This is a genomic window from Photobacterium rosenbergii (assembly GCF_033022775.1).
Taxonomy (GTDB): Bacteria; Pseudomonadota; Gammaproteobacteria; order Enterobacterales; family Vibrionaceae; genus Photobacterium; species Photobacterium rosenbergii_A.
The window spans coordinates 66,840-93,837 of the sequence record NZ_JAWJZI010000001.1 but is presented as its reverse complement, the minus strand read 5'-3'; the positions used below and the strand labels follow the sequence as shown (position 1 = coordinate 93,837).

Annotated in this window: 19 protein-coding genes; 8 read left to right on the top strand and 11 right to left on the bottom strand. The window is 45.1% G+C overall.

Features of this window, described 5'->3' with window-relative positions:
- Positions 1-134: 134 nt before the first annotated feature.
- Together R2X38_RS00365 and R2X38_RS00360 are read left to right on the top strand one after the other, a co-directional pair.
- Positions 135-668 carry a hypothetical protein gene (locus tag R2X38_RS00365; protein WP_317519996.1) on the top strand — a complete coding sequence of 178 codons (534 nt, stop codon included), beginning with the start codon at positions 135-137 and terminating at the stop codon, positions 666-668.
- Positions 669-827: 159 nt separating this feature from the next.
- Positions 828-2,042, top strand: coding sequence for a D-alanyl-D-alanine carboxypeptidase family protein (locus R2X38_RS00360; RefSeq protein ID WP_317519995.1), 1,215 nt, complete (start codon positions 828-830; stop codon positions 2,040-2,042).
- Between the two features lie 67 nt (positions 2,043-2,109).
- Here R2X38_RS00360 and R2X38_RS00355 read toward each other — a convergent pair whose 3' ends face one another.
- From R2X38_RS00355 to fdhF, 5 genes are all read right to left on the bottom strand, one after another.
- Complete coding sequence (locus tag R2X38_RS00355) at positions 2,110-2,232, bottom strand: hypothetical protein (RefSeq protein ID WP_317519993.1); 123 nt, start codon at positions 2,230-2,232, stop codon at positions 2,110-2,112.
- Positions 2,233-2,386: 154 nt separating this feature from the next.
- Complete coding sequence (gene sgrR / locus R2X38_RS00350; protein ID WP_317519992.1) at positions 2,387-4,099, bottom strand: HTH-type transcriptional regulator SgrR; 1,713 nt, start codon at positions 4,097-4,099, stop codon at positions 2,387-2,389.
- A 250-nt stretch (positions 4,100-4,349) separates the two neighbouring features.
- Positions 4,350-4,718, bottom strand: a complete 369-nt coding sequence (locus R2X38_RS00345; RefSeq protein WP_317519990.1) for an NADH:ubiquinone oxidoreductase — start codon at positions 4,716-4,718, stop codon at positions 4,350-4,352.
- A 448-nt stretch (positions 4,719-5,166) separates the two neighbouring features.
- Entirely contained in the window at positions 5,167-6,615 is a 1,449-nt protein-coding gene (gene focA / locus R2X38_RS00340) for a formate transporter FocA (protein WP_317519989.1), read from the bottom strand.
- A gap of 379 nt (positions 6,616-6,994) precedes the next feature.
- Positions 6,995-11,149 carry a formate dehydrogenase subunit alpha gene (fdhF, locus tag R2X38_RS00335; protein WP_317520877.1) on the bottom strand — a complete coding sequence of 1,385 codons (4,155 nt, stop codon included), beginning with the start codon at positions 11,147-11,149 and terminating at the stop codon, positions 6,995-6,997.
- Positions 11,150-11,497: 348 nt separating this feature from the next.
- Between fdhF and R2X38_RS00330 the strand changes: the two genes are divergently transcribed.
- Positions 11,498-12,436: a chemotaxis protein CheV gene (locus R2X38_RS00330; RefSeq protein ID WP_317519987.1), complete on the top strand. Its 939-nt coding sequence runs from the start codon at positions 11,498-11,500 to the stop codon at positions 12,434-12,436.
- Between the two features lie 166 nt (positions 12,437-12,602).
- Here the strand turns inward: R2X38_RS00330 and R2X38_RS00325 are convergent, their stop codons facing one another.
- Both R2X38_RS00325 and pdsO read right to left on the bottom strand, forming a co-directional pair.
- On the bottom strand, positions 12,603-12,866 hold the full coding sequence (locus tag R2X38_RS00325; RefSeq protein WP_317519986.1) for a hypothetical protein: 264 nt from the start codon (positions 12,864-12,866) through the stop codon (positions 12,603-12,605).
- 10 nt (positions 12,867-12,876) lie between these two features.
- Positions 12,877-13,629 carry a sortase-associated OmpA-like protein PdsO gene (pdsO, locus tag R2X38_RS00320; protein ID WP_317519985.1) on the bottom strand — a complete coding sequence of 251 codons (753 nt, stop codon included), beginning with the start codon at positions 13,627-13,629 and terminating at the stop codon, positions 12,877-12,879.
- Between the two features lie 254 nt (positions 13,630-13,883).
- On the opposite strand from pdsO, the gene pdsR reads away from it, so the two are divergent.
- Positions 13,884-14,570, top strand: a complete 687-nt coding sequence (pdsR, locus tag R2X38_RS00315; RefSeq protein ID WP_317519984.1) for a proteobacterial dedicated sortase system response regulator — start codon at positions 13,884-13,886, stop codon at positions 14,568-14,570.
- Positions 14,570-16,801, top strand: coding sequence for a proteobacterial dedicated sortase system histidine kinase (gene pdsS / locus R2X38_RS00310; RefSeq protein WP_317519982.1), 2,232 nt, complete (start codon positions 14,570-14,572; stop codon positions 16,799-16,801). The genes pdsR and pdsS overlap by 1 nt, the downstream gene beginning before the upstream one ends.
- 520 nt (positions 16,802-17,321) lie before the next feature.
- On the opposite strand, the gene R2X38_RS00305 is transcribed toward pdsS, so the two are convergent.
- From R2X38_RS00305 to R2X38_RS00295, 3 genes are all read right to left on the bottom strand, one after another.
- On the bottom strand, positions 17,322-17,570 hold the full coding sequence (locus R2X38_RS00305) for a hypothetical protein (protein WP_317519981.1): 249 nt from the start codon (positions 17,568-17,570) through the stop codon (positions 17,322-17,324).
- 234 nt (positions 17,571-17,804) lie between these two features.
- The gene (gene gcvT / locus R2X38_RS00300) at positions 17,805-18,923 is read right to left on the bottom strand and encodes a glycine cleavage system aminomethyltransferase GcvT (protein WP_317519980.1); all 1,119 of its coding nucleotides are present in this window, start codon (positions 18,921-18,923) and stop codon (positions 17,805-17,807) included.
- A gap of 365 nt (positions 18,924-19,288) precedes the next feature.
- The gene (locus R2X38_RS00295) at positions 19,289-19,924 is read right to left on the bottom strand and encodes a helix-turn-helix domain-containing protein (RefSeq protein WP_411184341.1); all 636 of its coding nucleotides are present in this window, start codon (positions 19,922-19,924) and stop codon (positions 19,289-19,291) included.
- 571 nt (positions 19,925-20,495) lie between these two features.
- Here R2X38_RS00295 and R2X38_RS00290 point away from each other — a divergent pair.
- From R2X38_RS00290 to gcvP, 3 genes are all read left to right on the top strand, one after another.
- A complete protein-coding gene (locus R2X38_RS00290) occupies positions 20,496-21,791 on the top strand; it encodes a serine hydroxymethyltransferase (protein ID WP_317519979.1) in 1,296 nt (431 codons plus the stop codon).
- 108 nt (positions 21,792-21,899) lie between these two features.
- Positions 21,900-22,280 carry a glycine cleavage system protein GcvH gene (gcvH, locus tag R2X38_RS00285; protein WP_317519978.1) on the top strand — a complete coding sequence of 127 codons (381 nt, stop codon included), beginning with the start codon at positions 21,900-21,902 and terminating at the stop codon, positions 22,278-22,280.
- A gap of 128 nt (positions 22,281-22,408) precedes the next feature.
- Positions 22,409-25,288: an aminomethyl-transferring glycine dehydrogenase gene (gcvP, locus tag R2X38_RS00280; RefSeq protein ID WP_317519977.1), complete on the top strand. Its 2,880-nt coding sequence runs from the start codon at positions 22,409-22,411 to the stop codon at positions 25,286-25,288.
- Between the two features lie 137 nt (positions 25,289-25,425).
- On the opposite strand, the gene R2X38_RS00275 is transcribed toward gcvP, so the two are convergent.
- Positions 25,426-26,937 carry an SEC-C metal-binding domain-containing protein gene (locus R2X38_RS00275; protein WP_317519976.1) on the bottom strand — a complete coding sequence of 504 codons (1,512 nt, stop codon included), beginning with the start codon at positions 26,935-26,937 and terminating at the stop codon, positions 25,426-25,428.
- Positions 26,938-26,998: the final 61 nt, after the last annotated feature.

Here is a 26,998-nt window from a genome sequence, read left to right as displayed (position 1 = left end):
ACATACGTGAGTTGAGTCAGATTTCAGTATTATTTTGCATGTAATCCATCGCACTTCCTTGCCACCACTCGTGCATTACGTCTTTTTTACTAAAGTGATAGTGATGTCTTGAAGAAAAAATAGGACGCAATCACATGGCTGACCTTGAAAGCGACGATTTTGAGAACTGTGACCTTGAAAATACCGACCTTGAGAAGAATCACAGCATTGATGGTTGGCTGGAAAAAGTCAGCAAATTAGATTTGAACTCGATAAATGGTATTCACCCAGCAATCCAGCTACTCAATGATGCGCCACAAGTCATGTTTGGCCCCGTCATTACCGACAGCCAAAACGAAGCCATTGCATATTGGGTTGAACTCTGCCAGCGATTGGAGCACTTCTACCAACAATCTGGTGATAGCAATCTTGCTTTTCGATACAAACAGTTTTGCTACAGTAAAATTCAAACACTCGCGATTGCACCTGAGCAAGATGAAGCAGTTAAACGTTGGTGTATTAAGAAACTCGAGTTACAGATCATCAGCATGCTGGAATTCTGTCAGCAACAAGCCAAATCATCATGGCAAGAAGAAAGTCAGCACCTAATCAATGACCATGTGCATTTTATGCAGTCAATAAACCACCAAAACTTATCGTTGGGTTCAGTAATCAGAGCCTCTCACTGAGATTTACACTCTAATGTGTTGGTGTAAAACAGAATTACGAAGTCTCAGCGATGAGACATTACATAAAAACCTCGTATGGAATGAATCAAAATAGTTCGTATCTGTAGATTTTTACTATGCTGAAAAGTGCAACTATGCAGCAGAAACGGGGTTTATCCAATGACACTTCCTTCCATAGCGAAAGCTTGCCGCAGACTGGCATTGAGTGCCTTTTCATTAATAGTCGCCTCTCACAGTTATGCCGATTATCTTCCCTCTCCACCTGAAGTTGCCGCCCAGTCTTGGATATTGATGAGTTACGATACCGGCCAGGTTATCGCCGGCGAGAACATCAATGCACCACATGCCCCTGCCAGCTTAGTTAAAATCATGACCAGTTATGTGGTTGGTCAAGAAATTCGAACGGGTCATATTGCTGCAAATGATATGGTCGTCGTCAGTGAAAATGCATGGGGCAAGAAATTCCCCGGCTCATCAAAAATGTTCCTCAATGTAGGCGATCAGGTCACCGTCGATGATCTCAACCGGGGCGTCATTATCTCATCAGGTAATGATGCCACTGTTGCTCTCGCCGAACATGTGGCTGGCCATCAATCTGCATTCATTGAAATGATGAACAAGTACGCGGAAAAAGTAGGTATGCAGGACACCTACTTTACTAACCCGCATGGACTTGATTCCTCTGAACAGCAAACGACAGCCTATGATATGGCATTGCTAACCAAAGCATTAATTACTGATTTGCCTGACATGTACTTACTGTTCAAAGAAAAGTCTTTTACCTTTGGCAAAATAAAGCAAGGTAATCGAAATGCCCTACTGTGGGATACGACTATCAATGTCGATGGCGTCAAAACCGGTTACACCAAGCAAGCCGGTTATAGTCTTGTCTCTTCAGCAGAGCAAAATGGCCAACGCTTGATCGCGGTTGTACTCGGTACAGACAGTGCCAACGCGCGACGTACTGAAAGCAAGAAGCTTCTAACCTGGGGTTTCCGCTTCTATCAAGATATCGAACCAAACTTCAGCCAAGATCAACTCATGCCCCTACGTGTTTGGTACGGTAGTCCGTCAACGGTAGAGGTAGAAGTTGCATCGGGTGGCAAGGTTACCATTCCTCGTAGACAGAGAAAGAATGTGGAATACAGCATCCACTACGACAACCTTGAAGCACCCATTGCCCAGGGCCAGGAAGTCGGCAAAGTAGTCTGGTACATACAAGATGAAATCATCGCCGAGCAACCCCTCTTGTCGAAAGGAGCGGTTGAAGAAGCACCATGGTATAAATCGATGTTTGATGTGGTTTGGCGGCCAATCAATCAATGGTTTAGTGACCAAAATGAAACGTTAAAAGCCACGGTTAATCAAACCTAGAAAAATGATTTACGTAGCGTTTAAACAGGGAACAGACACCGGCCTGTTCTCTGTTTGTTAATTAGGGCTACTCGTAATCATCGTCTAGATCTTCAGACTCAAACCAGTCGTCAAATTCTATCTCATCCTGATTTTCGTCCCACAGTTCGCTGTCGTTAAGCTCAATATCATTCGGATCAAACTCAAACATTGTGACTCTCCATGCTAGTAATAACGATACCGTGCCACTCCATTGCTGTAACAGAAGTGATAAGGTATTGCTATTTTGTAATCAGTACGGATGTCAGAACTATGAATGAAAAGTGTTAGATATATGAAGATTCAATTGGATGAAAAACACCTCACTAAAAGGCACTTTCTTCATGGTCAGGTTTCATCCAGACTGACTTGAAATCAAACCAGCCCATAGAATTAGACTGCATACCCTGCACTGCTCCAGTGTCATCTACACCCAACCAGTTATGGAACAGTGGCATGACTTGACCAAACTCGACGAGTTTAGCACCGAGATCTTGGCAAGGAGAAGGTTGATCAGGATTAGCCCGCCACTTCATAACTTCCTGCTCTAGAAGTTGAAACTCCTCTTTTGGCATGGCTCTGGCAATATGGTCAAAGTTAAAAAACCAAGATAGTAGAGCGTCATCTCGGTAGTTCATCAGGCTCATCCCACCCAACCAAAAATCAATTTTCTGGCTATGTTTTCCCAACGCTATCTCTGTGGTCGTTAGCTCAATCATACGTAATTTGATACCGTCCTCAGCCAGGATCTCTTGGATGGCTTTGGCGACATGAGGGTAGACAGGGTGCTGACATGCAAAAGCAATCGTCACAATACGCTTAGAAGGCGGAGACTGAACCGGTTCCGAATGCAGAGGAACATGCGTCCATCCTGGCAAGATCCCATAAGCATTCGTCAGGCGGAAATCGCCGATTTGATCTTTATTCAACCGCTGTAACAACTGCAGTGCCGTTAAACGCCCTTTTAGGTATTTTAACCACTCAGGATCGGCAGGTAGTCCACTATTACGGTTAAATAAAAGGAAGTTGCACCCCTCATCGAGTTTCAATCGAGTGGATACACTTACCCCACCTAGCTGGCTGGCATCAGTGGCAGGTTGCAGATAACACGACGCCACTTCAGACAGCATCCAGATATCGACGATGTCAATCAGTGCCCTAAAGCCAAAATACTGATCAGACGCTTCCAGCTTGAAACGCTTACTGTCATTCTGGATCACTTTATAAGGGCCAGTACCAATCGGGAACAACACATTTGGGTTATTCATATCGGCATCTGCAGGCTGAATCATCGCAATCAAGTTGGTGAGCAGATCTGGAAAGCGGTGATCATCTTCAGCTAAAAAGAAATCAATGGTATGGGTGAATGGCGCTTGGATATCTTTAATATGATTAAACAAGCGATGCTGTTTAACCTGATGGAACGTAGCGATAATATCGTCGCTGCTTAATATGCGGCCATCGTGGAAGCGAACTGAGGGCCTGATGTAAAAGCGCCAATGGCGGGGTGTTAATGCCTCCCAATGATGGGCTAAATCGCCTTCTACTTCCTCTTTTTCCTCGTTTATTCTTGTAAGGCCATTAAAGACCTGGCGCACCAAATGTTGCTCGGAGCGACGCAGCGGTTGCAGCGGGTTAAGATTACTGAAGGCGCGGTAGTATGGCAGCCGCACGATCTGTTTACCGTGTGCAGTGGTATGGCCTAACTGCTCTTGGATGATCTGGGCAAGTTTGTCAGCATTGTGCTCTAGGGCCTCTAGCGCGGGTTCCAGCTTTCCTTCTGCCACCAACTTTCTTGCATGCATGAGTTGCAATTCATTGTCGGTACTACAAAAGGTCAACCTTGATTGCTTACCACGACCAACAGCCGGCTTCCAATCGATCCACCCCTTGTCGACCATCTTATTAATGACCATACGCACGTTTCGACGCGTACAAAACAATACTTCAGCAATGTCCTGAAGGTTGGTATCGGCATCTTGACCCGAGAAGTGATTGTACAGACGTTGGAATTGGACTTTTAGACGTTGACCACTCATAAAAGAGGAACCTATTTTTATTGTTTCTTCTGTTTTAGGTTTCCTATTTTAGCGTAAAAATATCTTTGTACCCAATAGGTACATGGCGGCATAGTAAAGTTATTTCTCTACTCTGTAGAACCCCCAAAAAATAGCTCCTGAGTGATTCTATGCCGCCTCCCCCTCGCGAAAGCTAATCCTAGCATCCCTTAAACGCTACTCCCAGACACAAAAAAACGGGCCCGAGGCCCGTTTTTCTTTACGTATTGATTTAGGCAGTTTTAGCAGTCAGCGTTACAGCCGTACGTGACATCTGAAATTCTCGCCATTTGGCGTACATATATGTCACTACGACAGAGAAGAATAGGTACGATAATGAGAATACAAATGGAGAGTTAATAAGATCCGATTCCAGCCCCCACATCACACCAGCAATCGTGACACCTATTTTTGCCATCAGCCCCATGAGAAGCATCAGCAAAGCAAGTTGTGGATATCGCGTAGAACAACGAAACGCAAGCCAATAGCCCGCGCCGACAGCCACCGAGGCAACGCCAAAACCGACTAGAAAAGAGTGAAAATGCTCACCAGATAGAACACCAGCAACGGCAGACAACAAAAAAATCAAACCGAACTTCATAGACACCTCTTTGAGAAAGTTAGAATTGCGTCCTTTCAATGTACTTTAAGCTAATACGTGCATTTTCCCACTTTACGATCAAAATGCATACACCCTGACGCTTTGTAGCACATAGCATTTAACCTTAACTTTCATTAATTTACATTTTGTAACACCCTAAGTATCTACCAAATATGAGTTTACTGTTGACTTGTTAAAATCACGTAACAAAACATTAAAAGTGTAAGAAATAGTGTCAACAGGCCAAGTTTCATTGGTTACATCTAACTTACCGCCCCGCTTTGTTGAAATCTTAGAGTTCAATTTCGTTAATTAAAAACATTTAGCATTAAATATGGAATTTAATCTTGCAGTTATGTGACGCTTCATTTTGTGACGGATATAAAAAAACACCCAGTAAAACTGGGTGTTTTATCAATCATAAATTTCACACATCTAGTGTATAGATTTATGCGATCTCAAGCTTTTTCACTTCAGCCAATGCGACATCATGGTATACCTTGCGTAATTCTGCCATTAGACCATCGCGTGTAATCACACCGACAAATTGACCATCTTGCAGCACAGGTAGAACACGGGGCTTACTGGCTTTCAATGCTTTTACGCGCTCCTCTAGTGATAAGGACGTCACGCTGGTTGCTATCCCCATGTCAGAGCTTGGGTAAAGCAAGTCTTTATCAATACACAAGTATTCAATCAAATCGACCAGACGATCATTGATATCTACAGCAACCACATCGCTACTCATCAAATCGACTACTTTAGTTTCTTTGGCTGGTTGATAATCCTTGTACCAGAGCTCTTTCATAACATCGAACATTGATAAGAATCCAATCAAGTGCCCATTGACATCACAGACAGGAGCTCCTGATAACTGTTGATCTGTCATTAAATCTACGGCTTTCGGCACCGATAGATCAGCCGATAATGTAAGTGGATGTAAATCAACCAGGTCCTTTACCGTTACATGTGAGAGCATGTCCACCTCCTTGGCAATTGAGAGTTCTACACTTTGGGAAATTGATGTTACGTTGGTCGCTTTGAGTTGAGGACGACGGAAAATACACCAATTAGCTAGCCCGACCAATACTGCCCCACCCACAATGTTGCCGAGGGTAACAGGTATCAGATTCGCAAACAGAAAGTTATTGATATTCAGATCACTGTACTGTTGCGGATCCGCCCCTACCATTTGCCAGAATTGCTCAGGCGCGAAGTGTTGAATAACAATACCAAGCGGCACCATAAACATATTGGCTACGGAGTGCTCAAAACCACTTGAGACGAACATGGAAACGGGCAATATCATCAACACGGCTTTGGTTAATGCGTTTGCTGAACTGAAAGTCATCCAAATAGCTAAACAAACCAGTAAATTACACAGCACGCCCAAGGTAAATGCCTGAATAGGGGTATGATGAAGCTTGTGTTGGGCAATGTTAAGGGCATTAAGACCCCACTGACCATGGTTCAATAGAAACAGACCACCACCAGTGATAAGCATAAGCATGAACATGGCACCGAAAAAGTTACCGATATAGACCTTGCCCCAAAGCGATAACATTTTCTTTAATGTGATCTGTCGGTTTGCCCATGAAATACTGGAAAGTACCGAGCTTGTGAATAATTCACCACCACAGAGCACTATGAGAATCAACCCCATACTGAAAACCATACCACCGACTAAGCGGCTCAGGCCCCATCCAGCAGACGCACTACCTGTTGTTACAGTGATATAAAATACAAATGCCAACCCGATAAATGCGCCAGCCATCATCGCTAATCCCAGCGTCATGCTGCTGGTCTTCTTTGCTTTGCTAAGAGCAAACTTCTCCGCTTCCGCCATCATTTCCATAGGCGAGAACAGTTGATTATTGCTGGTATCTCCGTAACTCATGCTTACCCCAAGTGTTACGCATTTTTATCCAAAAAAGAGTCACCATCGGATAGAGCTGTAAGCTCAATCTGGCAGGTCAAAGAGTGAATAAATGCGTGAATAAAAAAAACTGATAGCATTATAATGCCAAACAAATTTTTCTTATATTAAAAATTTGCAATGTATGATTACAATTTCGTAGGGAGTAGCAATGATTTGAAATGTTTATAAAAGATCTCTTATTACAAGAGAAGGATGTAGTGAATCAACATAACCGATAAGAATATGATACTCCTCTCACATGCATTTTTTGTGAGATATATCACCATTTGATTTTCACAAGCAAAAAAAAGCACTCAAAAAAATGAGTGCTTTTCAATTATGTTATGTGGTGAATGGCTTATTCGACAAGCTCTAACGCTTTCTCAACCCTTACCGCTGCAACCTTGAATTCAGGGATCTTGGCGTATGGGTCTGTGGCTGAAACCGTCAGTTTGTTTGCCGCTGATTCCACAAAATGGAATGGCACAAATACAACATTTGGCTGAATTCGCTTGGTGACAAATGCCGGCGCATTAATCGAACCACGTCGGGTTGATAAAGTCAGCATTTCGCCGTTTGACACACCTAACCGCTCTGCATCAAATACAGAGATCATCACCCTTGGACCTGCAAGATTATCCAAGCCTTTGGTTTTACGTGTCATGGTTCCGGTATGGAACTGCTCCAACAAACGGCCCGTTGACAGTACCATTGGATACTCTTCATCCGGGAGCTCAGCTGCATACAAGAAAGGTATGGCAGCCATTTCTGCTTTTTCACCACGGACGAATTTTTCTTGGTGCATTACTCGAGTACCTGGATGATTTTCATCACGGCACGGCCACTGCAGACCGTCCTTACCAACTCGATCCCATGTAATGCCAGCATATTGCGGTGTTAGCGCATTAATCTCTGCCGTAATCTCTTCTACCGACTGATAAGCCCAGTCACTCCCCATCGCATTAGCAATATTCTGAATGATCTTCCAATCTTCCATTGCCTGCCCCGGCGCATTAACAGCAGGGTTTAAGCGCTGCACACGACGTTCGGTATTGGTAAAATGACCAGCCTTCTCAGCGAACGAGTATGCAGGAAGCACGACATCCGCCAGCTGGGCTGTCTCAGTCATGAAAATATCCTGCACGACCAAGAAATCGAGCTTTTCGATAGCTTCCAATACGTGTTTCTGGTCTGGATCACTCAACACAGGGTTCTCACCCATCACATACAAGCCGCGCACTTCCTTCTTACAGGCTGCATCGATAATCTCAGTCAGGGTCAAACCAAGCTCAGCAGACAAGTCTGGGCGATCCCATGCTTTGGCAAACTTGGCATGTGCTTCTTTATTGGTCACCTTCTGATAGCCAGGGAAATCCCAAGGCAACGCACCCATGTCACAAGCACCCTGAACATTCGATTGACCACGAAGCGGGTTGATACCGCCACCCTCAATACCAATGTTGCCGCATAACAACTGTAGGTTCGCAATCGAACGTACGTTATCGTGACCCGTCGTATGCTGGGTAATACCCATTGAATAGTAAATCGCCGTACGTTTGGCCGTACCAATCGCCTCCGCTAACTTGAGCAAATCAGCTTGTTTCACACCGGTGACCAGTTCAACTTTATCCGGCGCGTAAGCGTCACTCATTACTTCAGCTTTAAGGTGTTCATAACCCTCAACGCGCTGTTCGATATAGCTTTGATCTTGCCAACCGTTCTTGATGATTTGCTGCATGATACCGTTTAGCAGCATCACGTCAGTACCCGGGCGATGCGCAACGTATAGCTCTGAGTGATCGGCAATATCGACCTTCTTAGGATCCGCAACGACCAAACGTGCAGTGCCCTTACGAAGCGCCTGCTTGATGTGCGAGGCGATAATCGGGTGAGCTGAAGTCGTATCCGAACCGATAATGAAGATCAGATCAGAGTGGGCAATACTCGGAATATCATTGGTCATTGCCCCACTGCCGAGCGAAGCCTCTAGGCCAGTCACCGTTGTGGAGTGACACAAACGCGCACAGTGGTCGACATTGTTAGTACCAAACTCACGGCGAATAAACTTCTGGAAGGCGAAGTTATCTTCATTAGTGGTTTTCGCTGACGAGAAACCAGCCAATGCATTACCGCCCGACTCTTTCTTGATTGAAGAGAATTTATCGGCAATCAGTGAAATCGCTTCCTCCCAGCTAGCAGGCTGCAGTTCACCGTCTTTACGGATCAGCGGCTGGCTTAGACGCTCTTCACTTTGGATAAAGTCAAAGCCAAAGCGACCTTTAACACAAAGCATGCCCTGGTTAACTGGCGAGTCTTTTGCACCCTGAACGTAGCGGATCTTATCTGTCAGCTCATCCACATACATGGTGACCTTACAACCCACACCACAGTAAGTACAAATGGTATCGACCGGCTTAAGCATTTCGATACGGCCCTGTGACTTATCACGGGCATCGGTTAATGCGCCAGTCGGACAGACCTGTACACAAGCACCACACTGAACACAGTTTGAGTCGCCCATGCTGTAGCCGTTTTCAAAGCCCGGACGGCACTCTGGACGCTTGGCGCTATTGCCTTCAGCGTCTTTCATGAAGCCCAGCACACCGTGAACAGCTTTGTTGTTACAGGTATCAACACACTGGCCACAACTGATACAGCGATTGGCATCGAAGACAATAAATTCAGAGCTGTCATCTACGGCGAACTTCTGGCAACTAGACATATCCAGCTCATCTTTGTCGACCTTATATTCAGTCGCAAAATCACGGAGCTTACAGTCGGTATTGGCCTGGCAGCCACACTCCAGGCAGCGCGCGGCTTCACGCATCGCTTCTTCGTTCACAAAGCCTGTTTCAACTTCAGCGAAGTTCAGCTGGCGTTGCTCGCTAGTAAGCTCTGGCATGATCGAGCGCATGGCCTTCTGGATCCCTTCAAACTGCTTAGGATCCACATCTTTAACCTTGGCCGCTTTCTGCGAGTTATATGGCTTAACAGGAATATGCTCCATATCGCCATTAAAGAAACGGTCAATCGCCTCTGCCGCTACACGGCCATCCGCAACAGCTTCAATAGCCGTCGCCGAACCGCGACGGAAGTCACCAATACTGAAGATGTTTTCCACACCGGAGTGCATGGTGCTGTCGTTTGACTCAAGGGTTAGCCAGCGAGTAACCGGTAATTCAATGGTGTCATTGTCAAGGAAAGACAGATCCGGCTTTTGCGATACTGCTGAAATTACTGTATCAAAATGCTCAACAAAGTACTCACCCGTCGCTTCCGGGCGGCGGCGGCCTGACGCATCCGGCTCACCCAATGCCATTTTTTCGAGTTTGATTTCCGTGACTCGACCATTACTATCAGCAATGTTTTCAACCGGGTTGGTCAGGAAATGGAACTTCACGCCTTCGTGCTCAGCTTCAACAATCTCGTAGTCTTCTGCTGGCATTTCATCACGGGTTCGACGGTAAATCAGGGTGGTATCTGCACCAGCACGTACCGCGGTACGCGCGCAGTCAATCGCAGTATTACCACCACCAATAACGGCGACTTTCTTACCCGTGGTGTAGTTTTGTGTCGTTACATAGTCTTTAAGGTAATCGACACCTAGGTAGCAACCGTCTTGATCACTACCCGGGTAGTTCATTTCAACCGCTTGGGATGCACCTACAGCCAAACAAACAGCGTCATACTGTGTAGTAAGCTCAGACAACAAGAAGTCTTTACCTAGTTTGGTGTTAGTTTTTACCTTCATACCATTTCGGCAAATAAGCTCAATTTCTTTATCAAGAATCGCTTTTGGTAGGCGATACTCGGGAATACCATAACGCAGCCAACCACCCGCTTTTGGCATCGATTCAAAAACTGTGACGTTGTAACCCTCATTACTGAGATAATAACCACAGCTCAAGCCACCTGGTCCACTACCAATAATGGCAACATTCTTGCCCTTATCAGCTTTACGCGGTGGTACGTACTGCTCTTGCGCTTCAAGATCAATATCGGCAGCGTGACGTTTCAGTTGGCGGATTGCGATTGGCTCATCGACAATGCCACGACGACACTCAGTCTCACAGAATGCAGGACAAACACGACCGATAGACAGCGGCATCGGCAAGGTGCGCTTGATCACCTCGACGGCTTTCTGATGGTCGTTTTGGGAAATATGGTACAGATAGGACTGAATATCGACACCAGCAGGACATGCGGTTTGGCAAGGAGCCTCACAGTCTGCATAGTGATCTGACATAATACGGTTAAGTGATTGGCGGCGGCGCTCAGATAGTACTTCGCTCTGCGTCGTGATCACCATATCAGGTGTCGCAGTCACTTCACATGCACGCTGAATACCTTGGCCTTCAATATCTACCACACACAAATCACATGGTACTTTTTCACCATTTTTATTAAGCCCACACAGAGATGGGATTTCAATCTCGAACTGTTGAGCGAGTTCAAGAATTGACAATTGACCGTCAGTAGCCAGAACCTGACCGTCTATCGTGACATTGCTCATAGTTGCCTCTTTCTGTTGCTGGCACTGTGCCTTTATTATGAGTTTCATAGGCTCTTTAAATAGCTAACTTCTTGTTTATAGGGAGAAGCAGCACAGCACTCAGGATGATAACCAGTAATTTTATATTGGGTTTAGTCGATCATCTTTTTTAGTTATTAGGCCAGATTATCTGCCCGCAGAATCAAATTCTTTGATTTGAAACATTTCGGGTATTTATTTCGTAAATTAATTAATGAAGTCGGATCTGTTCTAGCTTTTTATTGCTTTCAATAACTCTGACTTAGACAAGACAATGACACTGAGATAATATATTGATAAATTTAATATTACTGACTTCTTGCACATTTAATGACCAATATACTCGACTCTGTTGACCAGCGAACCAACCTCGTTGGTGAAAACCGCTTAGAACTACTCATCTTCCGGCTTCACACCTCTCAGTTGTTCGCCATTAATGTGTTCAAGATAAAAGAAGTCGTAAAACGCCCAAGGTTAAACCAACTACCAGGCTCACACCCTAATATCAGCGGAGTGGCTAATATTCGCGGCGCTTCTATTCCTGTGATTGATTTACGCAGGGCGATTGGTATGCGAAATGGTGATTGCGATGAAGAGAGTAATATCATCATCACCGAATACAACCGTTCGGTACAGGCTTTCCTTGTGGGCCAAGTGATGAACATCATGAATATGACTTGGCAAGATATTCAGCCGCCGCCAAGCCAGGTTGGAAAAAACAACTACCTGACGGCCATAACCAAAATCAAAAAAGACGAAGCAGAGCGCTTAGTCAGTATCATCGATGTCGAGAAGGTGCTGGCAGAAATCATTGATTACGACACGCAAATCTCCCAAGAGGTGCTGGATCAATCTCTGCTCAACCACTTCAATGGTCGTAAAGTGTTAATCGTGGATGACTCATCGACAGCTCGCGGGCAAATAAGAGAAACCCTTTCCCAGCTAGGCTTGGAGGTTATTGAGGCGCATAACGGCCTGCATGCATTGAATATGCTGAAAAGTTGGTGTGACAAAGGCATCAACCTTAACGATGAACTGCTGATGATGTTCACCGATGCTGAAATGCCCGAAATGGACGGCTACAAACTGACCCATGAAATTCGCAATGACCCAAGAATGCGAGATTTACATATTGCTTTAAACACCTCACTAAGTGGTAATTTCAATGAGGCAATGGTGAAAAAAGTCGGTTGTGACCGTTTCATCTCCAAGTTTCAACCCGACCTTCTCGTCGAAGTGGTTCAAGACCGGCTGAAACAGATCCTTTAACCACATAAGCTCGCCCTTGAGAATTCCCTGTAAGCCAAGGGCGAGCATATCATTACTATCTCCGGTTCGTTTTCCTCCTTTTCTTTTCATTTGTATCAGCAATAGATAAGGCTGAAATGAAGTAATGAGACTTTAAGTAACAGTTCATACCAAACGATTTCATTCATCATTTCTGCCCTACCTCTTTTGACAGTATTCCAAGCGTACTTTCAGTTTTGTTAGGTAAGCGGTGTATGTGCTGCTCGGTATCCACTTCCTGCCAGTTTTCATCCCAAGCATAGAGTGTTTCTCCGCCAACAATATCAATCTTTTGAGCGGTAATATCATCGGCCCTAACGGTCAGTTGCATGGTGAGCAACAGAGTGATCAGGAAGGAAAGCACCCAGCTAGGTGCCTCCTCTTTGACTTTCAGCTTTTGTTGTTCTGTCATTACTCACCTCTTAGTGGCTTTTTGCCGTGCTGACATTGTCACTTGAACTACGCAAGGTCACTCGGCGGTCAAAGAAGTCACCTTCGAAGTTTTGTTCATGCTTTAGCGGCTCTTGATCACCATAGGCACTTGCATAAAGCTGGACGCCTTCAACACCTTGGGTTTCTAAATACTGTCTAACCGCTTCTACACGTTGCTCTGACAAAGCAAGATTGCGTTCGGTGCTTCCGCGGCGGTCAGAATAGCCTGACAACTCCCAGCGAATATCTGGTGCCTGCTTCATGATCTCGGCGATTTCGTCTAGCTGTGCTTTGAACAGAGGTTCGATTTCTGCAGAACCGGTTCTGAAGTGAACATTCATTTCGAGCGCTAAGTCTAGCTGACGGTCTTGGTGGTTCATCAGGTCGTATTTATCTTGCTCTAATCGGGCAATTTCAATTTGAGCTTGATTATATTTCCGGCTGATTCGCTCGAGCTCAGTATTGCGGGCAACCAGCTCACCCAACTCTTCATCTTGAGCTTTGATTTGCTCGTCTTGACCAACCGCAGTACCCACAATGCCGCCCACCATAGCGCCGACTACCGCACCGACTGGCCCACCGACAATGGCGCCGAATGCAGCACCAGAACCTAAGCCAATAAGCTGTTCTTGTTCACCCACTTTGTAGCTATCGTCTGTGTTGTCATTGGCCGTCGCGATTGGAGATACCAAAGAGGCCATTAGCGTTGTTGCGATTAGTGTTGAGATAAGCTGCTTTTTCATTGTGATGTCCTCATCTAATGTATTGTGTTCCGACAAACTGTTTGAGTCGCTGTGTCGTTTCGATGAGGTTATTAAAGCAAACCGATCTGGCGAATCGGGGCGCAAAAAAAGGCAATGTAATGATCAATTGTGGCAAAAAAATGGCAATTGCCCTGATTGCCCCAACAAGCCTTTTCTATCAGCTAGATTGTTGTATAGTCACAGCATTAATACTGTTCACAATATTTTACCAATAGCGGTATAGGTAATAGGTCATGAAGAAAATTGTCATTGTCGAAGATGAAAAAGCCATCCGTGAAAACTACATCGATGTGTTGAAAAAACACGGCTACGATGTGCAAGGCTTTGACAATCGCCCTGATGCCCAAGCGGCCTTTGAGAACGAACTGCCCGATTTGGCCATTATCGATATCGGCTTGCAAGATGAAATAGACGGCGGTTTTACCTTATGTCAATCATTAAGGGCGCTATCACCCACCCTGCCTATTATCTTTCTCACTGCACGGGACAGCGATTTCGATACGGTATGTGGTTTACGCATGGGCGCTGATGATTACCTCACAAAGGATATCAGCCTGCCGCATTTGATTGCCCGCATTGCGGCCTTGTTCCGTCGTAGCGATCTGATGCAGCAACCAACCGATAAAGTAGAGCTGATCCAGCATGGCGATCTCTCCATCGACAAAAACAAGATGCAAGTGTTCTGGCAGCAAAACCTGGTAGAGCTTACTGTGACTGAATTCTGGATGGTCTATGCCCTTGCCAAGCGCCCTGGGCACGTGAAAAGCCGCCATGATTTAATGGACGAAGCCCAAGTCGTTGTCGATGACAGCACTATCACCTCTCACATCAAGCGGATCCGTAAGAAGTTCATGCAGTTTGACTCTTCTTTCGACTGTATCAATACCGTTTATGGCATGGGCTACCGCTGGGGGGCTTAATGCTCAAACGTTTAATGGCTCTAGTGCCCGATTTCGAACTAACAAGACTAAAGCCATCCTTTGGTTTGCGTACAAAAATCACCCTAATCGCGTGCTTGCTACTGACCTTACCTTGGATTGGTTATAACTACATTCTTGAGATGGAGAAATTGCTTCGTCAAGGCCAAGAGCAAACCTTGGTAGGTACGACTAGGGCAGTTGCAACCGCACTTAACGAGCGTCCAAACCTGTTTAGTGATCAGGCCAGCTTTTTGCAATCGGTACAAAAAGGGCGAGATCTTTATGCCTACGAACTGACATCAGCCATTAAGCTGGATGGGAAAATCAATGACTGGGCCGACTACACAGAACAAGTTGTTAACTATGATCGCGAATATATTCAATTCAGTCGTTGGCCCTACCAAAGATCCAGTGTTCATTTCAATCATATGGTCGGTAAATATGAGGGTTACCTCTACGCCATGTTTGAAGTCAATGACAAGAAGCCTGTTATGCGACGGAAAGGTTCAGCAAGAGTTGATCGCAATGATCATCTGATCATTGCAATGACAACGCCCAGCGGTGATTTCCAACGCTATGTCGTCTCAGTGTACGAAGACGGTTGGTTTAATGCTTGGCATATCAATGGAGAGATCTCCAACCCTGCCGATTTGGCACTTGAGAGCCAAATACAGGGTTATTGGCATACCACTGATACTGGCTATAACATTGAGCTGCGCATCCCCGTGGAAATGCTAGGTAGCAAGCTAGGCTTTGCTTTCTACGATGTTAATAACACCAGCAACCGTGAAATTGAAACCATTATCGGTACCTCGAACACCAATCAGGTTAGCAAACTGGGCACTGTGCTTATTCCCTCACCGGAGATTGAAAATATCCTTAAAGGTATGGGCCACACCAGCTCACGGATTTGGGTAATAGACCGGCACCAACGCGTCTTAGCCCAAACCGGCGACATCCAGGACTCTAACGGGGTTTGGTCATCATCAGTTAAATATGGCGATGACAATGACTCTTGGTGGGCGGCATTAGAACAAAAATGGCTACATCCCCTCTACTACCGTTACCTCATCAACGAGCCAACCGAATTCCAGGACTCTCTAAAAGATGCCGCTAGAGTCGAAGGCGTCCATATATCGCAGGCGCTACAAGGGCGCGGCTATTCACACTGGCGACATTCAAGTGATGGTAAAGCAATGATACTGGCTGCCGCCTACCCGATCTGGTTAGGTGACAACGTAATGGGTGCGGTTGTTGCAGAAGAGTCGACCATCGGTATCCAAACATTGCGTAATCGTGCCCTTGAGAAGCTACTCAACGCACTGATCGCCATCATTGTGGTTGGGACCCTGACGCTTTTCTTGTTTGCCTCTAATATCTCGCGCCGTATAAGAAAGCTTCGTAATGAAGCTGAAAGTGCCATCGACAGCCAAGGTAAAATACAACATACCATTACAGCTACGAGTGAAAGTGATGAGATTGGCGACCTGAGTCGTAGCCTAGCCGGTATGGTTAATCGCCTAGGCCAATACAACCATTATCTTGAGAACCTTTCATCAAGGCTATCTCATGAATTACGTACTCCGGTTGCTGTTGTTCGTTCATCCATTGAAAACCTATCAATGCATGAACAAGATGAAGACGCCAAGCGATACATAGATAGAGCCCAGGAAGGTGTTCAGAGGTTAAACACGATATTGTCGAGCATGACAGAAGCCACCCGCATAGAGCAGAGTCTTCAAGGTGCTGAAAAAGAACTTTTCCCGCTTAACAAACTTGTGGAGGGGTGTATGCAAGGTTACCAAATGGCGTACAAAGATCAGCTCTTTAATATTGATGCTGGTACTGAGCCTGTAATGGTTGATGGCGCACCGGATTACCTAGCCCAATTACTCGACAAGCTAATTTCAAACGCTGTCGACTTTAGTCAAGATAATGATCCTATCAATGTGACACTGTCACACACCCATAACCAAGCTTGCTTGATAGTCAGTAACAAAGGTCCACTACTTCCACAAGAGATGGGCGATCAACTGCTGAACTCTATGGTGTCTGTCCGCAGTCAAAGTAAGCATGATAAACCACATCTGGGGCTTGGGCTGTTCATCGCTCGCTTGATAACGGACTACCATCAGGGAAAGATTCTGTTAAGGAATCGCAAAGATAATCTGGGTGTTGAAGTCTGCGTCATGCTACCAACAGTGACGCTAGAGGAAGAATCAAGCAACTAGGCCATAACAGCAGCGGTAAACAAACCAATTGCCGCAGATATTGCTACAATCACTAACAGGATCTCGAATAACATTTCTCGCATATTTAATTGCTCACGAACAAACAATGGAAACTTAGTCAAATAATGCCGCATAACCATACACTCACAAGGGTTAATGAAAGCAATTTATTTATCGTAACCATGATAAATAAACCGAACTGTCATCAGGTGTTTAATTTACCTTATAGATAGTACGCCTATCGGCTAAATATAAGCTGAACAGTTAAATTGCATACAATAAATTACTCTGAGTTTTGAAACGGAAGGAATCACCCTAAGCCATTGATAACAATCAATATGTTAACTTGTTGATTTATCACAGACACAAACAGACTTGTACTGTATGTCAATTTACAAATAAATCGACCAAGCAGACAGCTTTCATTCAGAAAAGGATTTCAGATTAGCAGGAAAAGCTAGGCGAAAAGAAACCACCTGAACTCATCAAGCTGAACTCATTAACAGTATTGAAAAAGTTATTAATTATTTTCTCGCACTTTTTCATCGTTCTTATTATCTTCTCGCCATATCTCATTTTCAAAATCATTGGTTTGAGCAAATATTTCCTGTTCTTTTTTCTCAATAGCTCTATATTGATTTTCACAAACGGAGCGTGTGACCTTGTCCTGACCATAAGAGGACATGCACCTATCCATATACTCATCGAACCCCATCAACAAAGACTCGGCTGAAAGGCCAAATGACACGGTCATAGCCAAAACAACCATCGAGATATACCTCGATGCTCGATTCTTAAGTGAGCTAACGTTCTTCACTAAACAAACAACTTGCATAACAACCTCAGCTTAATTGGCACCGCCATAACTAAAGCAAAGTTGATTTCAGCTTTTTTTTCCAGCCTGACTTTGAGACAAAATGAGACAAAAAAGGAGCCTTGCTGGCTCCTTTTAAAATCGATGAAGAAATCTAATAACTCCAATGTTTTATTGAAAAGTTATTGATTAGCCACGGTAGTAGTTTTGAGGAACAAAGGGCATTTTTTCAACAGTCATTGGCAGTTTCTTGCCACGAACTTCTGCGAAAATCTCAGTACCGATAACTGCTAGGTCTGTTTTGACATAACCCATCGCGACCGGAGCTCCTTTCGTTGGGCCAAAAGTACCCGATGTTACAACACCAATTTCATTATCATCGGCATCAAACAACTTGCTGCCTTCTCGTACTGGCGCTTTTGATTGACCAACCAAGCCGACACGTTTTCGAGCGATATCTTTAGTTTTGATCTGCTCAAGAATGATATCAGCACCAGGGAAACCGCCAGCACGCTCACCATCAGCGCGGCGAGGTTTGCTAATGCCCCATAACAGGCTACCTTCGACTGGTGTTGTTGTCGTATCGATGTCATGACCGTATAAACATAGGCCACATTCAAGGCGCAGCGAATCACGAGCACCAAGACCAATCCACTCAACCTCTTCTTGTCCTAGCAATTCACGTGCTAGCGCTTCTGCCTTATCCGAAGGCACAGAGATTTCATAGCCATCTTCGCCAGTGTAACCAGAGCGGCTGACTAGACATTCAACACCCAATAATTCAACTTTTGCCGCATCCATGAAAATCATGTCGCTAACAACTGGGTTTAAGCGAGCCAATACCTGCGCAGCTTTAGGGCCTTGTAGTGCCAGCAGAGCACGGTCTTCAATGATTTCCAGTGTGACATCTTCAGGAAGGTGCGCTTTGATATGAGCAATATCTTGTTCTTTACATGCCGCATTCACGACGACGAACAGGTGATCACCGAAATTAGTCACCATCAAGTCATCAAGGATACCACCCTGCTCATTGGTGAAGAACGCATAACGCTGCTTGCCTTCAGGCAGGTCGATAATATCAACAGGCACCAGTGACTCAATCGCTTTTGCTGCGTTTGCACCGTGTAGGCGAAGTTGCCCCATGTGTGATACATCGAATAGACCAGCCGACTCACGGCAATGGATATGTTCTTTACGTACACCTAGCGCATACTGAACCGGCATATCATAACCAGCGAAAGGAACCATCTTGGCGCCCATTTCAATGTGTAGTGCGTGTAGTGGTGTTACCAGTAATTCTTGTGACATACGATTTTACTCCATACACCGCGAGCAATGCGGCGATACTCCATATCAGCTGTTACAACCATGTTATAGATGGTTTCTTATAGTAAACAAAGTTTCCTATCATTCAACCGTGCTACATCACACATTTGAATCATAGGCAAATAATCTTGAGTTAACACTTTTTCAAAATAAAAGGAGCCTCACAGTAAGCTCCCTTTCTTCCCAAGCAAGTCAACAATTGTTAAATCACTCAATAGCTTTAACAATCAGAAGGCCATTTGGTGATATTCAATAACCATGCAAAACATCATCAACAAAGAACTCTTTATTGTACAAAGTAGTTTCCTTGGCGATCTTATCTCAAAACCCTAAAGTTACACGGTCACTTAAGAGGCGGTAACCCACAGTATTAATGCATCCTCTTCACTGACAGATGTCAACATATGACCCATATTGGCATCGTAATAGACAGAGTCCCCTTCACTTAGATTCACTGGCTCATAGAACTCTGAATAAAAGGTGATCTCACCATCTAGCACCAACAAGAACTCTTCGCCATCGTGACGAATCCAATCACTGTAATCCTCAAAAGCCCGCGCTCGTACTTTTGATTTAAAAGGCATCATCTTCTTATTGGTTAACTGGGTTGCCAATAACTCATGTTCATACGTCGTTGTCGGGTGCGGCTTACCTTGTTCCTTACGGGTAATATCCCTACGCCCCGTAGCCTTTAGCTGTTTAGGTGGCGCAAAAAGCTGTGGAATATCAATCTCTAACCCACCTGCTAGTTTCTGCATTGCTTGAAAGGTAGGAGAAATTTGTTCGTTTTCTATTTTTGATAATGTCGAGCGAGCCAACCCCGTCCGCTTGCTGGCTTCCTCAAGAGTCAGGCCATGTGCCATACGAATTTCTTTGAGCCGCTTTCCTAGTTGCATTGGCTCAATCTTATCTGCCTTGTCGGACTCGAACTCTTTTACGACGGTCATTGATGGATAAACATCAACCTGCTGTTCGTCACTCATTACTTCCCTCCCTGGTAACGACACTTTCTTCATTCTGGCATAGCAACTCGGAAACATAAAAGTACATAGGTAAAAAAAATATGACCAATGCATCATATTTGAAATTTAGTTTCCAAAAGGAAACAGAACAAAAATCAAACGTTCCTCTCGCATTGAATCACACATTAAAATGCATAACTAAGTTAAATCCAGCACCTTTGCAAATACGTTGTAGAACGTCATAATCCCTTACACAACAAGGGTTGGCATACAAATTTAACCTTTTCTACACAGTTAGCACCAAGCCACTCTTTAGAAAAAAGTTAACACCATATTAGAAATTTAGTTTGCAAAAGGCAAACGTTTGCGTAAGATTGTGAGTATTAAAGTACATGATGTTCCACTATTGGAAATTTTCGTTTAATCGGCTATCTATAGTAAGGCATGTTATGCAGTTGTTAGGTGATACGTTTACTCAACGCGTATTACTGGTAATCAGCAACGTGTAACGACAAATATCCATAACAACGATACACGCTTTGGCTCGGAACAAGGGATGACCTTTAAGAGCGCGATTAGAGGATAACGTGAAATGAAAGCTTCATACCAAAACCACGATTTAGAAGTGTTCTTCTCAACCCATCTTGCAGAGGTTGATGGGGCGGTAAACGCAGGTATTGCTGCAGAACTAACACGCCAAAACCAGCAGATCGAGTTGATTGCATCAGAGAACATTGTGTCTAAAGCGGTAATGCAGGCCCAAGGCAGCTGTCTAACCAACAAGTATGCTGAAGGTTATGCTGGTCGCCGTTACTACGGTGGTTGTGAGCATGTCGACGAAGTAGAACGCATCGCTATTGCCCGCGCCAAGCAACTTTTCCAATGTGAATACGTCAACGTTCAGCCTCACTCAGGTGCCCAGGCTAATGGTGCGGTGATGCTAGCTCTTCTTCAGCCAGGCGACACAATTTTGGGTATGTCGCTTGATGCGGGTGGTCACCTAACGCACGGGGCACGCCCTGCTCTGTCAGGCAAATGGTTTGATGCGGTTCAATACGGCGTAGATAAAGAGACTTGTGAGATTGATTACGAGCAGGTTCGCCAACTTGCTATCGAAAGCCAGCCGAAAATGATTATCGCGGGTGGCTCAGCCATCCCTCGCCAGATTGACTTTGCTAAATTCCGTGCGATTGCGGATGAAGTCGGCGCATACCTAATGGTTGATATGGCGCACATCGCAGGCCTTATCGCTGCAGGTGAACACCCTAGCCCAATTCCTCATGCCCACGTTATTACGACCACAACACACAAAACGCTTCGCGGTCCTCGTGGCGGTATGATCCTGACCAACCATGAAGATATCAATAAGAAGATCAACTCTGCGGTTTTCCCTGGTCTTCAAGGTGGCCCGCTAATGCACGTTATCGCTGGTAAAGCGGTTGCATTGGGTGAAGCACTAGAGCCTGAATTTAAGTTATATATCAAGAATGTGATCAACAACGCGAAAGTCTTGGCAGAAGTACTGCAAGCTCGCGGTTGCGATATCGTCACTAACGGTACCGACACACATTTGATGCTGGTTGACCTACGCCCGAAAGGCCTGAAAGGCAACCAAGTTGAAGAAGCACTGGAGCGTGCAGGCATTACCTGTAACAAAAACGGTATACCTTTTGATCCTGAAAAACCAATGGTCACTTCAGGTATCCGCCTCGGTACACCAGCGGGTACGAGCCGTGGCTTTGGTGCTGAAGAATTTAAGCAAATTGGTCAATGGATCGGCGATGTACTTGACGGTTTGGCAGCAAACCCAGAAGACAACAGCGCCGTTGAACAGAAAGTGAAGCAGCAGGTGCAAAAACTTTGCAGCCGCTTCCCTCTTTACCAATAAGCTGAGCAATAAAGTTTACTAACACACTGATATAAACCTAGCGGCTGGTAAAGCCAGTCGCTGAAACAACTAATAAAATCTGCGGAAAGATTGCGCAAGGAGTTACAAATGGAAAATACACTGAAGTTCGCTGAAAGCCACGAGTGGGTTCGAGACAATGGTGACGGCACTATCACTATGGGTATCTCTGACCACGCTCAGGGTCTTCTTGGTGATGTTGTATTTGTTGACCTGCCGGAAGTTGGCGACTCAACAGAAGCTGGCGAGTCTTTCTCTCTGGTTGAGTCAGTCAAGGCTGCTTCTGATATCTACGCGCCTATTACAGGTGAAATCGTTGAAGTGAACGAGGAGCTGGAAGACAGCCCTGAGCTTGTAAACGAAGAACCGTATGAAGGCGGCTGGATTGCTAAAATCAAGATTCAGGATGTTGAAGAACTCTCCAACCTGATCGACGCTGAGAAATACCTAGCGAACATCGAAGAAGACTGATTGAGCCGGGCTTTCTGTGTTAAATACCTGAAAGCCCATTTAACACTGATACTCGCTCAACAACTCGATGACCCAAAGCTATTGCAATATGCTCAATGCAATAGGTAGTAACTGTTCAGGAAAGAACCATGACCGACATGACTCTTCTAAATGCTCTAAGTGACGATAAAGAATTTGCAGGTCGTCACAATGGCCCGGATTCGGCACAACAAAAAATCATGCTGGAAACCATTGGCGCTTCAAGCGTCGATCAGCTAATCGATGAAACGGTTCCGGCTGCAATTCGCCTACCAGGGGCAATGCAGCTCGACCTGCCACAAAGCGAAGCGGACATGCTGGCCTCTCTTAAAGCTATCGCCAGCAAAAACATCATCAACCGCAGCTTTATCGGTCAGGGTTACTACAACACCTTTACTCCGAACGTTATTCTACGCAACGTATTGGAAAACCCAGGTTGGTACACGGCTTACACTCCTTACCAGCCAGAAATCTCGCAGGGCCGCCTAGAATCACTGCTTAACTACCAGCAGGTGATCATGGATCTGACCGGCATGGAGCTGGCTAACGCATCACTTCTGGATGAAGCAACAGCAGCAGCCGAAGCCATGACCCTGTGTCAGCGCGCGAGCAAAAACAAGAGCAAGGCGTTCTTCGTATCTAACGACTTGCACCCTCAAACCGTTGATGTTGTCCTGACTCGTGCCGGTTACATCGGTATCGAAATCATTCGCGGTGATATCCAAGATCTTGACCAGCACGACGTATTCGGTGCATTGGTTCAGTACCCTGGTACTACCGGTAACGTACAAGATCTCACAGACATTATCGAAGCTGCCCACGCCAAGAAAACCTTGGTAGCGGTTGCTTCAGACCTACTGGCCCTTACCCTGCTAAAAGCACCGGGTGAAATGGGCGCAGACGTAGTTATTGGCTCAGCACAACGCTTCGGCGTACCTATGGGCTTTGGTGGTCCACACGCTGGCTTTATGGCTACCAAAGACAAGCATAAGCGTACTATGCCTGGCCGAGTTATCGGTGTGTCTAAAGATTCCCGTGACAACCAAGCACTACGTATGGCAATGCAGACGCGTGAGCAGCATATCCGCCGTGAGAAAGCGACGTCTAACATCTGTACCGCTCAGGCGCTACTTGCCAACATGGCAGCCTTCTATGCGCTATACCACGGCCCTGAAGGCCTACGCAAAATCGGCCGCCGTGTACACCACCTAACCGCTATCCTTGCAGCAGGTCTTCGCAACTCAGGCATCGAACTAGCCAACGACAGCTTCTTCGATACCCTGACACTGAACACAGGCAAGAAAACGACTGAGTTCTACAACAAGGCGCTTGATGCTGGCATCAACCTTCGTAAGTACGACGCTCAGTTGGGTATTAGCATTGACGAAACTACCAAGGTTGCCGACATCGAAGAGCTATTGGCTCTATTCAGCGGTGAAAACCTGAAAGCATCAATGTTCACAGCCGACATTGCTAGCGACGAGTTTGCTGCTATCCCTGAAAGCTGCCGTCGTACCAGCCAGTACCTGACTCACCCAGTGTTCAACCAGTACCACAGTGAAACGCTAATGATGCGTTACATGAAGAAACTGGAAAACAAAGATTACTCGCTAACTCATGGCATGATCCCGCTGGGTAGCTGTACCATGAAGCTAAATGCTGCTGCAGAGATGATTCCAGTAACTTGGCCAGAGTTTGGTGCCCTGCACCCATTTGCGCCTGCAGACCAAGCGAAAGGTTATGCTGAGTTAGCAGACAACCTGTCCAAGATGCTTTGTGAAATCACGGGCTACGATGCATTCTCTCTACAGCCAAACTCTGGTGCTCAGGGTGAATATGCAGGTCTTATCGCAATCCAGCGTTACCACGAAGCCAATGGCGACGCACACCGTAATGTTTGTTTGATCCCAAGCTCTGCGCACGGTACTAACCCAGCATCAGCGGCAATGGTTTCAATGAAAGTTGTGGTAGTTGGCTGTGATGACCAGGGCAACATCGATGTAGAAGATCTTAAATCGAAGATCGAAAAGCACCGTGACAACCTGTCTTGCATCATGATCACCTACCCGTCTACGCACGGTGTATATGAAGAAGCCGTACAGGAAGTATGTGAGCTTGTTCATGAAGCGGGTGGTCAGGTTTACCTAGACGGCGCAAACATGAACGCACAGGTTGGCCTAACTAGCCCTGGCTTCATTGGCTCTGACGTTTCTCACCTTAACCTGCACAAGACCTTCTGTATTCCACACGGTGGTGGCGGTCCTGGTATGGGTCCTATCGGTGTTAAATCTCACCTTGCTCCGTTCCTACCGGGTCACGTTGAGAACACTGAAGCTGAACAGCCACAATACGCAGTATCTGCTGCAGACCTTGGCTCTGCGTCAATCCTACCAATCTCTTACGCTTACATTGCGATGATGGGCGAAGAAGGTTTGACGGAAGCAACCAAGCTGGCCATCCTGAACGCTAACTACGTTATGGAACGCCTACGTCCGCACTACCCTGTGCTATACCGTGGTACACACGGCCGCATTGCGCACGAATGTATTATCGACATTCGCCCAATCAAAGAAGCGTCAGGTATCTCTGAAGAAGATGTTGCTAAGCGTTTGATGGACTACGGCTTCCACGCGCCAACCATGTCGTTCCCAGTTGCGGGTACGCTAATGATTGAGCCAACGGAGTCTGAAGACATTGCAGAGCTAGACCGCTTCTGCGACGCCATGATTGCTATCCGCCATGAAATCGCCCGTGTTCATGATGGCGAGTGGGATCTGAAAGACAACCCGCTGGTTAACGCCCCGCACACCCAAGCTGACATGATGGACGCTGAATGGAACCGCAGCTACAGCCGCGAACTTGCTTGCTTCCCATCAGCACAGACTAAAGATGCGAAATACTGGCCAACAGTAAACCGCGTTGATAACGTGTTCGGTGACCGTAACCTAGTTTGTTCTTGCCCAGGCATTGAGAACTACATCGAAGACTAGAGTGATGATCACAGATAACCAAGTTGGAAACTGTGATAACCGAGTTGGAAACCGATAACTAAGTTGGAAACTAACTTGAATAACAAAAGGCGAACCAAATGGTTCGCCTTTCTTGTTCTTGATTCGCCTTATGTTTTTCAAGCTGGCATACAGCACTTTTTGTATTTCTTACCTGAACCACATGCACAAGGTTCATTACGCTTTGGTTTTACATTCTTGTAGTTCTTAGAGCTATCTTTGCGTGTGCTTTTCTTTATTGCCTTAAGCCAGTTAGGTCTGTTGAATCCAGTCTTTGCCTTTTTAAGAATCCCCTCTTCTTTTTGAAGCTTTCGAGCTAGTATTTTTTCTTCCGTTTCCAATGGTCTATCGAAGTTAAAACAATAAATATCTTCAGATGTTCTAACTGTGCCATATGTATCAGTAGCAATTAATACAACCTTAGTGATGTGAGGGTGTATTAGTTTAGCTACTAGAGCATACGCGTTACTGAACTGCTGCCTTTCATCTCTATACTCAATATCACTTTGTTCATCATCTCTAGGCAAAAACAGGAAAACGTATAATTTTTTTTCAAAATAATCTGACCGAATTAGCCTAGAGCTTCTCTTGTCCTGAGGTACTTCCATCAATTTATCTGAAAAAGCATGTGATAACTTTGCTCTAGACATACGAGGTTCTAAAGCTAGCTCTCTAACAGCTTGTTCATGTGTGCTAAAAGGCTTGTCTGCTGCAATACCGACATTACCCTCAAGAATATGCGAAGAAAAACGCTCTAACAAAGTATCCAGTGTACTGCCTTGTTTAAAGTAGCTTTTGGTAACGGAATAGATATCCGAGCTCTTAAACTCATCCCATAATCCATCACATAAAGCCATTCCTAATTTTTTGTCACTCTCTACTGGTGGTGCTATTTTCCCCAAATTGTTTTCTTGCGAAGAATAACGATTTCGTAAGTACGCACATACTATTTCCTCTTCTCCAGTTGCCCAAGATAGCTCCTTGTTCCTGATTACACGTACTTTTTCATCTAAGTAGTGTATGAAATCAGTAATCGTATCAATTTCAGTCAGCACAATATCAAGACTTACTTCATCTAACACATGAATAAATCTTTTATCAGGATATAAATCTCCTATATGAAAAGGTTGTTCCATGCACTTATGAGTATCCATATGATACTGTTGAATCAGAGACCCACTGCGACTGTTAAAACTTCGCTTTATGTAGCTAGCTGTATTACACGTAACAGCAATTAAATGTATTTTTTTTATAGAACTTAGCTCTAAAGGGAACTTGCTAGTACACTGTTTGTCCAAGAAAACCCTAGTCGAATGTTGCAATAGCCACTTTTCCGCCCCATATAGCTGCTGTGCAGACTTGGTCACAGCTTTTTTAAACCAACGCTTCCAAGCAACGTCTTCCCCTTTCTCAACACTAAATTTAATGTCTTTATCAGAAAAGATTATTGCAGTATCGCCTGAGACGACTAACAAGTCACAAAGCTCTTTACCCTGCCCATTTTTAGACAACCCTTCATCTGTATAAACATTTGGATAAGACCATAGCCCAAAGAACTTGGATGAAGTTAGCTTTGCTAAATATCGTTCTCTGGTGGTTACACCATCTTCTTTTATAATTGGTTTTAACATCTTTAGACTACATTAAGTTACTGATAATATTAGCTTTAAGCCAAATATATATCGAAAACTA

What these genes read in the sequence shown, in the direction of transcription:
- R2X38_RS00365 (WP_317519996.1), top strand. Translation starts at nt 135, where the DNA reads ATGGCTGACCTTGAAAGCGACGATTTTGAGAACTGTGACCTTGAAAAT.
- R2X38_RS00360 (WP_317519995.1), top strand. Translation starts at nt 828, where the DNA reads ATGACACTTCCTTCCATAGCGAAAGCTTGCCGCAGACTGGCATTGAGT.
- R2X38_RS00355 (WP_317519993.1), bottom strand. Translation starts at nt 2,232, where the DNA reads ATGTTTGAGTTTGATCCGAATGATATTGAGCTTAACGACAGCGAACTG.
- sgrR (WP_317519992.1), bottom strand. Translation starts at nt 4,099, where the DNA reads ATGAGTGGTCAACGTCTAAAAGTCCAATTCCAACGTCTGTACAATCAC.
- R2X38_RS00345 (WP_317519990.1), bottom strand. Translation starts at nt 4,718, where the DNA reads ATGAAGTTCGGTTTGATTTTTTTGTTGTCTGCCGTTGCTGGTGTTCTA.
- focA (WP_317519989.1), bottom strand. Translation starts at nt 6,615, where the DNA reads ATGAGTTACGGAGATACCAGCAATAATCAACTGTTCTCGCCTATGGAA.
- fdhF (WP_317520877.1), bottom strand. Translation starts at nt 11,149, where the DNA reads ATGAGCAATGTCACGATAGACGGTCAGGTTCTGGCTACTGACGGTCAA.
- R2X38_RS00330 (WP_317519987.1), top strand. Translation starts at nt 11,498, where the DNA reads ATGACCAATATACTCGACTCTGTTGACCAGCGAACCAACCTCGTTGGT.
- R2X38_RS00325 (WP_317519986.1), bottom strand. Translation starts at nt 12,866, where the DNA reads ATGACAGAACAACAAAAGCTGAAAGTCAAAGAGGAGGCACCTAGCTGG.
- pdsO (WP_317519985.1), bottom strand. Translation starts at nt 13,629, where the DNA reads ATGAAAAAGCAGCTTATCTCAACACTAATCGCAACAACGCTAATGGCC.
- pdsR (WP_317519984.1), top strand. Translation starts at nt 13,884, where the DNA reads ATGAAGAAAATTGTCATTGTCGAAGATGAAAAAGCCATCCGTGAAAAC.
- pdsS (WP_317519982.1), top strand. Translation starts at nt 14,570, where the DNA reads ATGCTCAAACGTTTAATGGCTCTAGTGCCCGATTTCGAACTAACAAGA.
- R2X38_RS00305 (WP_317519981.1), bottom strand. Translation starts at nt 17,570, where the DNA reads ATGGTTGTTTTGGCTATGACCGTGTCATTTGGCCTTTCAGCCGAGTCT.
- gcvT (WP_317519980.1), bottom strand. Translation starts at nt 18,923, where the DNA reads ATGTCACAAGAATTACTGGTAACACCACTACACGCACTACACATTGAA.
- R2X38_RS00295 (WP_411184341.1), bottom strand. Translation starts at nt 19,924, where the DNA reads ATGAGTGACGAACAGCAGGTTGATGTTTATCCATCAATGACCGTCGTA.
- R2X38_RS00290 (WP_317519979.1), top strand. Translation starts at nt 20,496, where the DNA reads ATGAAAGCTTCATACCAAAACCACGATTTAGAAGTGTTCTTCTCAACC.
- gcvH (WP_317519978.1), top strand. Translation starts at nt 21,900, where the DNA reads ATGGAAAATACACTGAAGTTCGCTGAAAGCCACGAGTGGGTTCGAGAC.
- gcvP (WP_317519977.1), top strand. Translation starts at nt 22,409, where the DNA reads ATGACCGACATGACTCTTCTAAATGCTCTAAGTGACGATAAAGAATTT.
- R2X38_RS00275 (WP_317519976.1), bottom strand. Translation starts at nt 26,937, where the DNA reads ATGTTAAAACCAATTATAAAAGAAGATGGTGTAACCACCAGAGAACGA.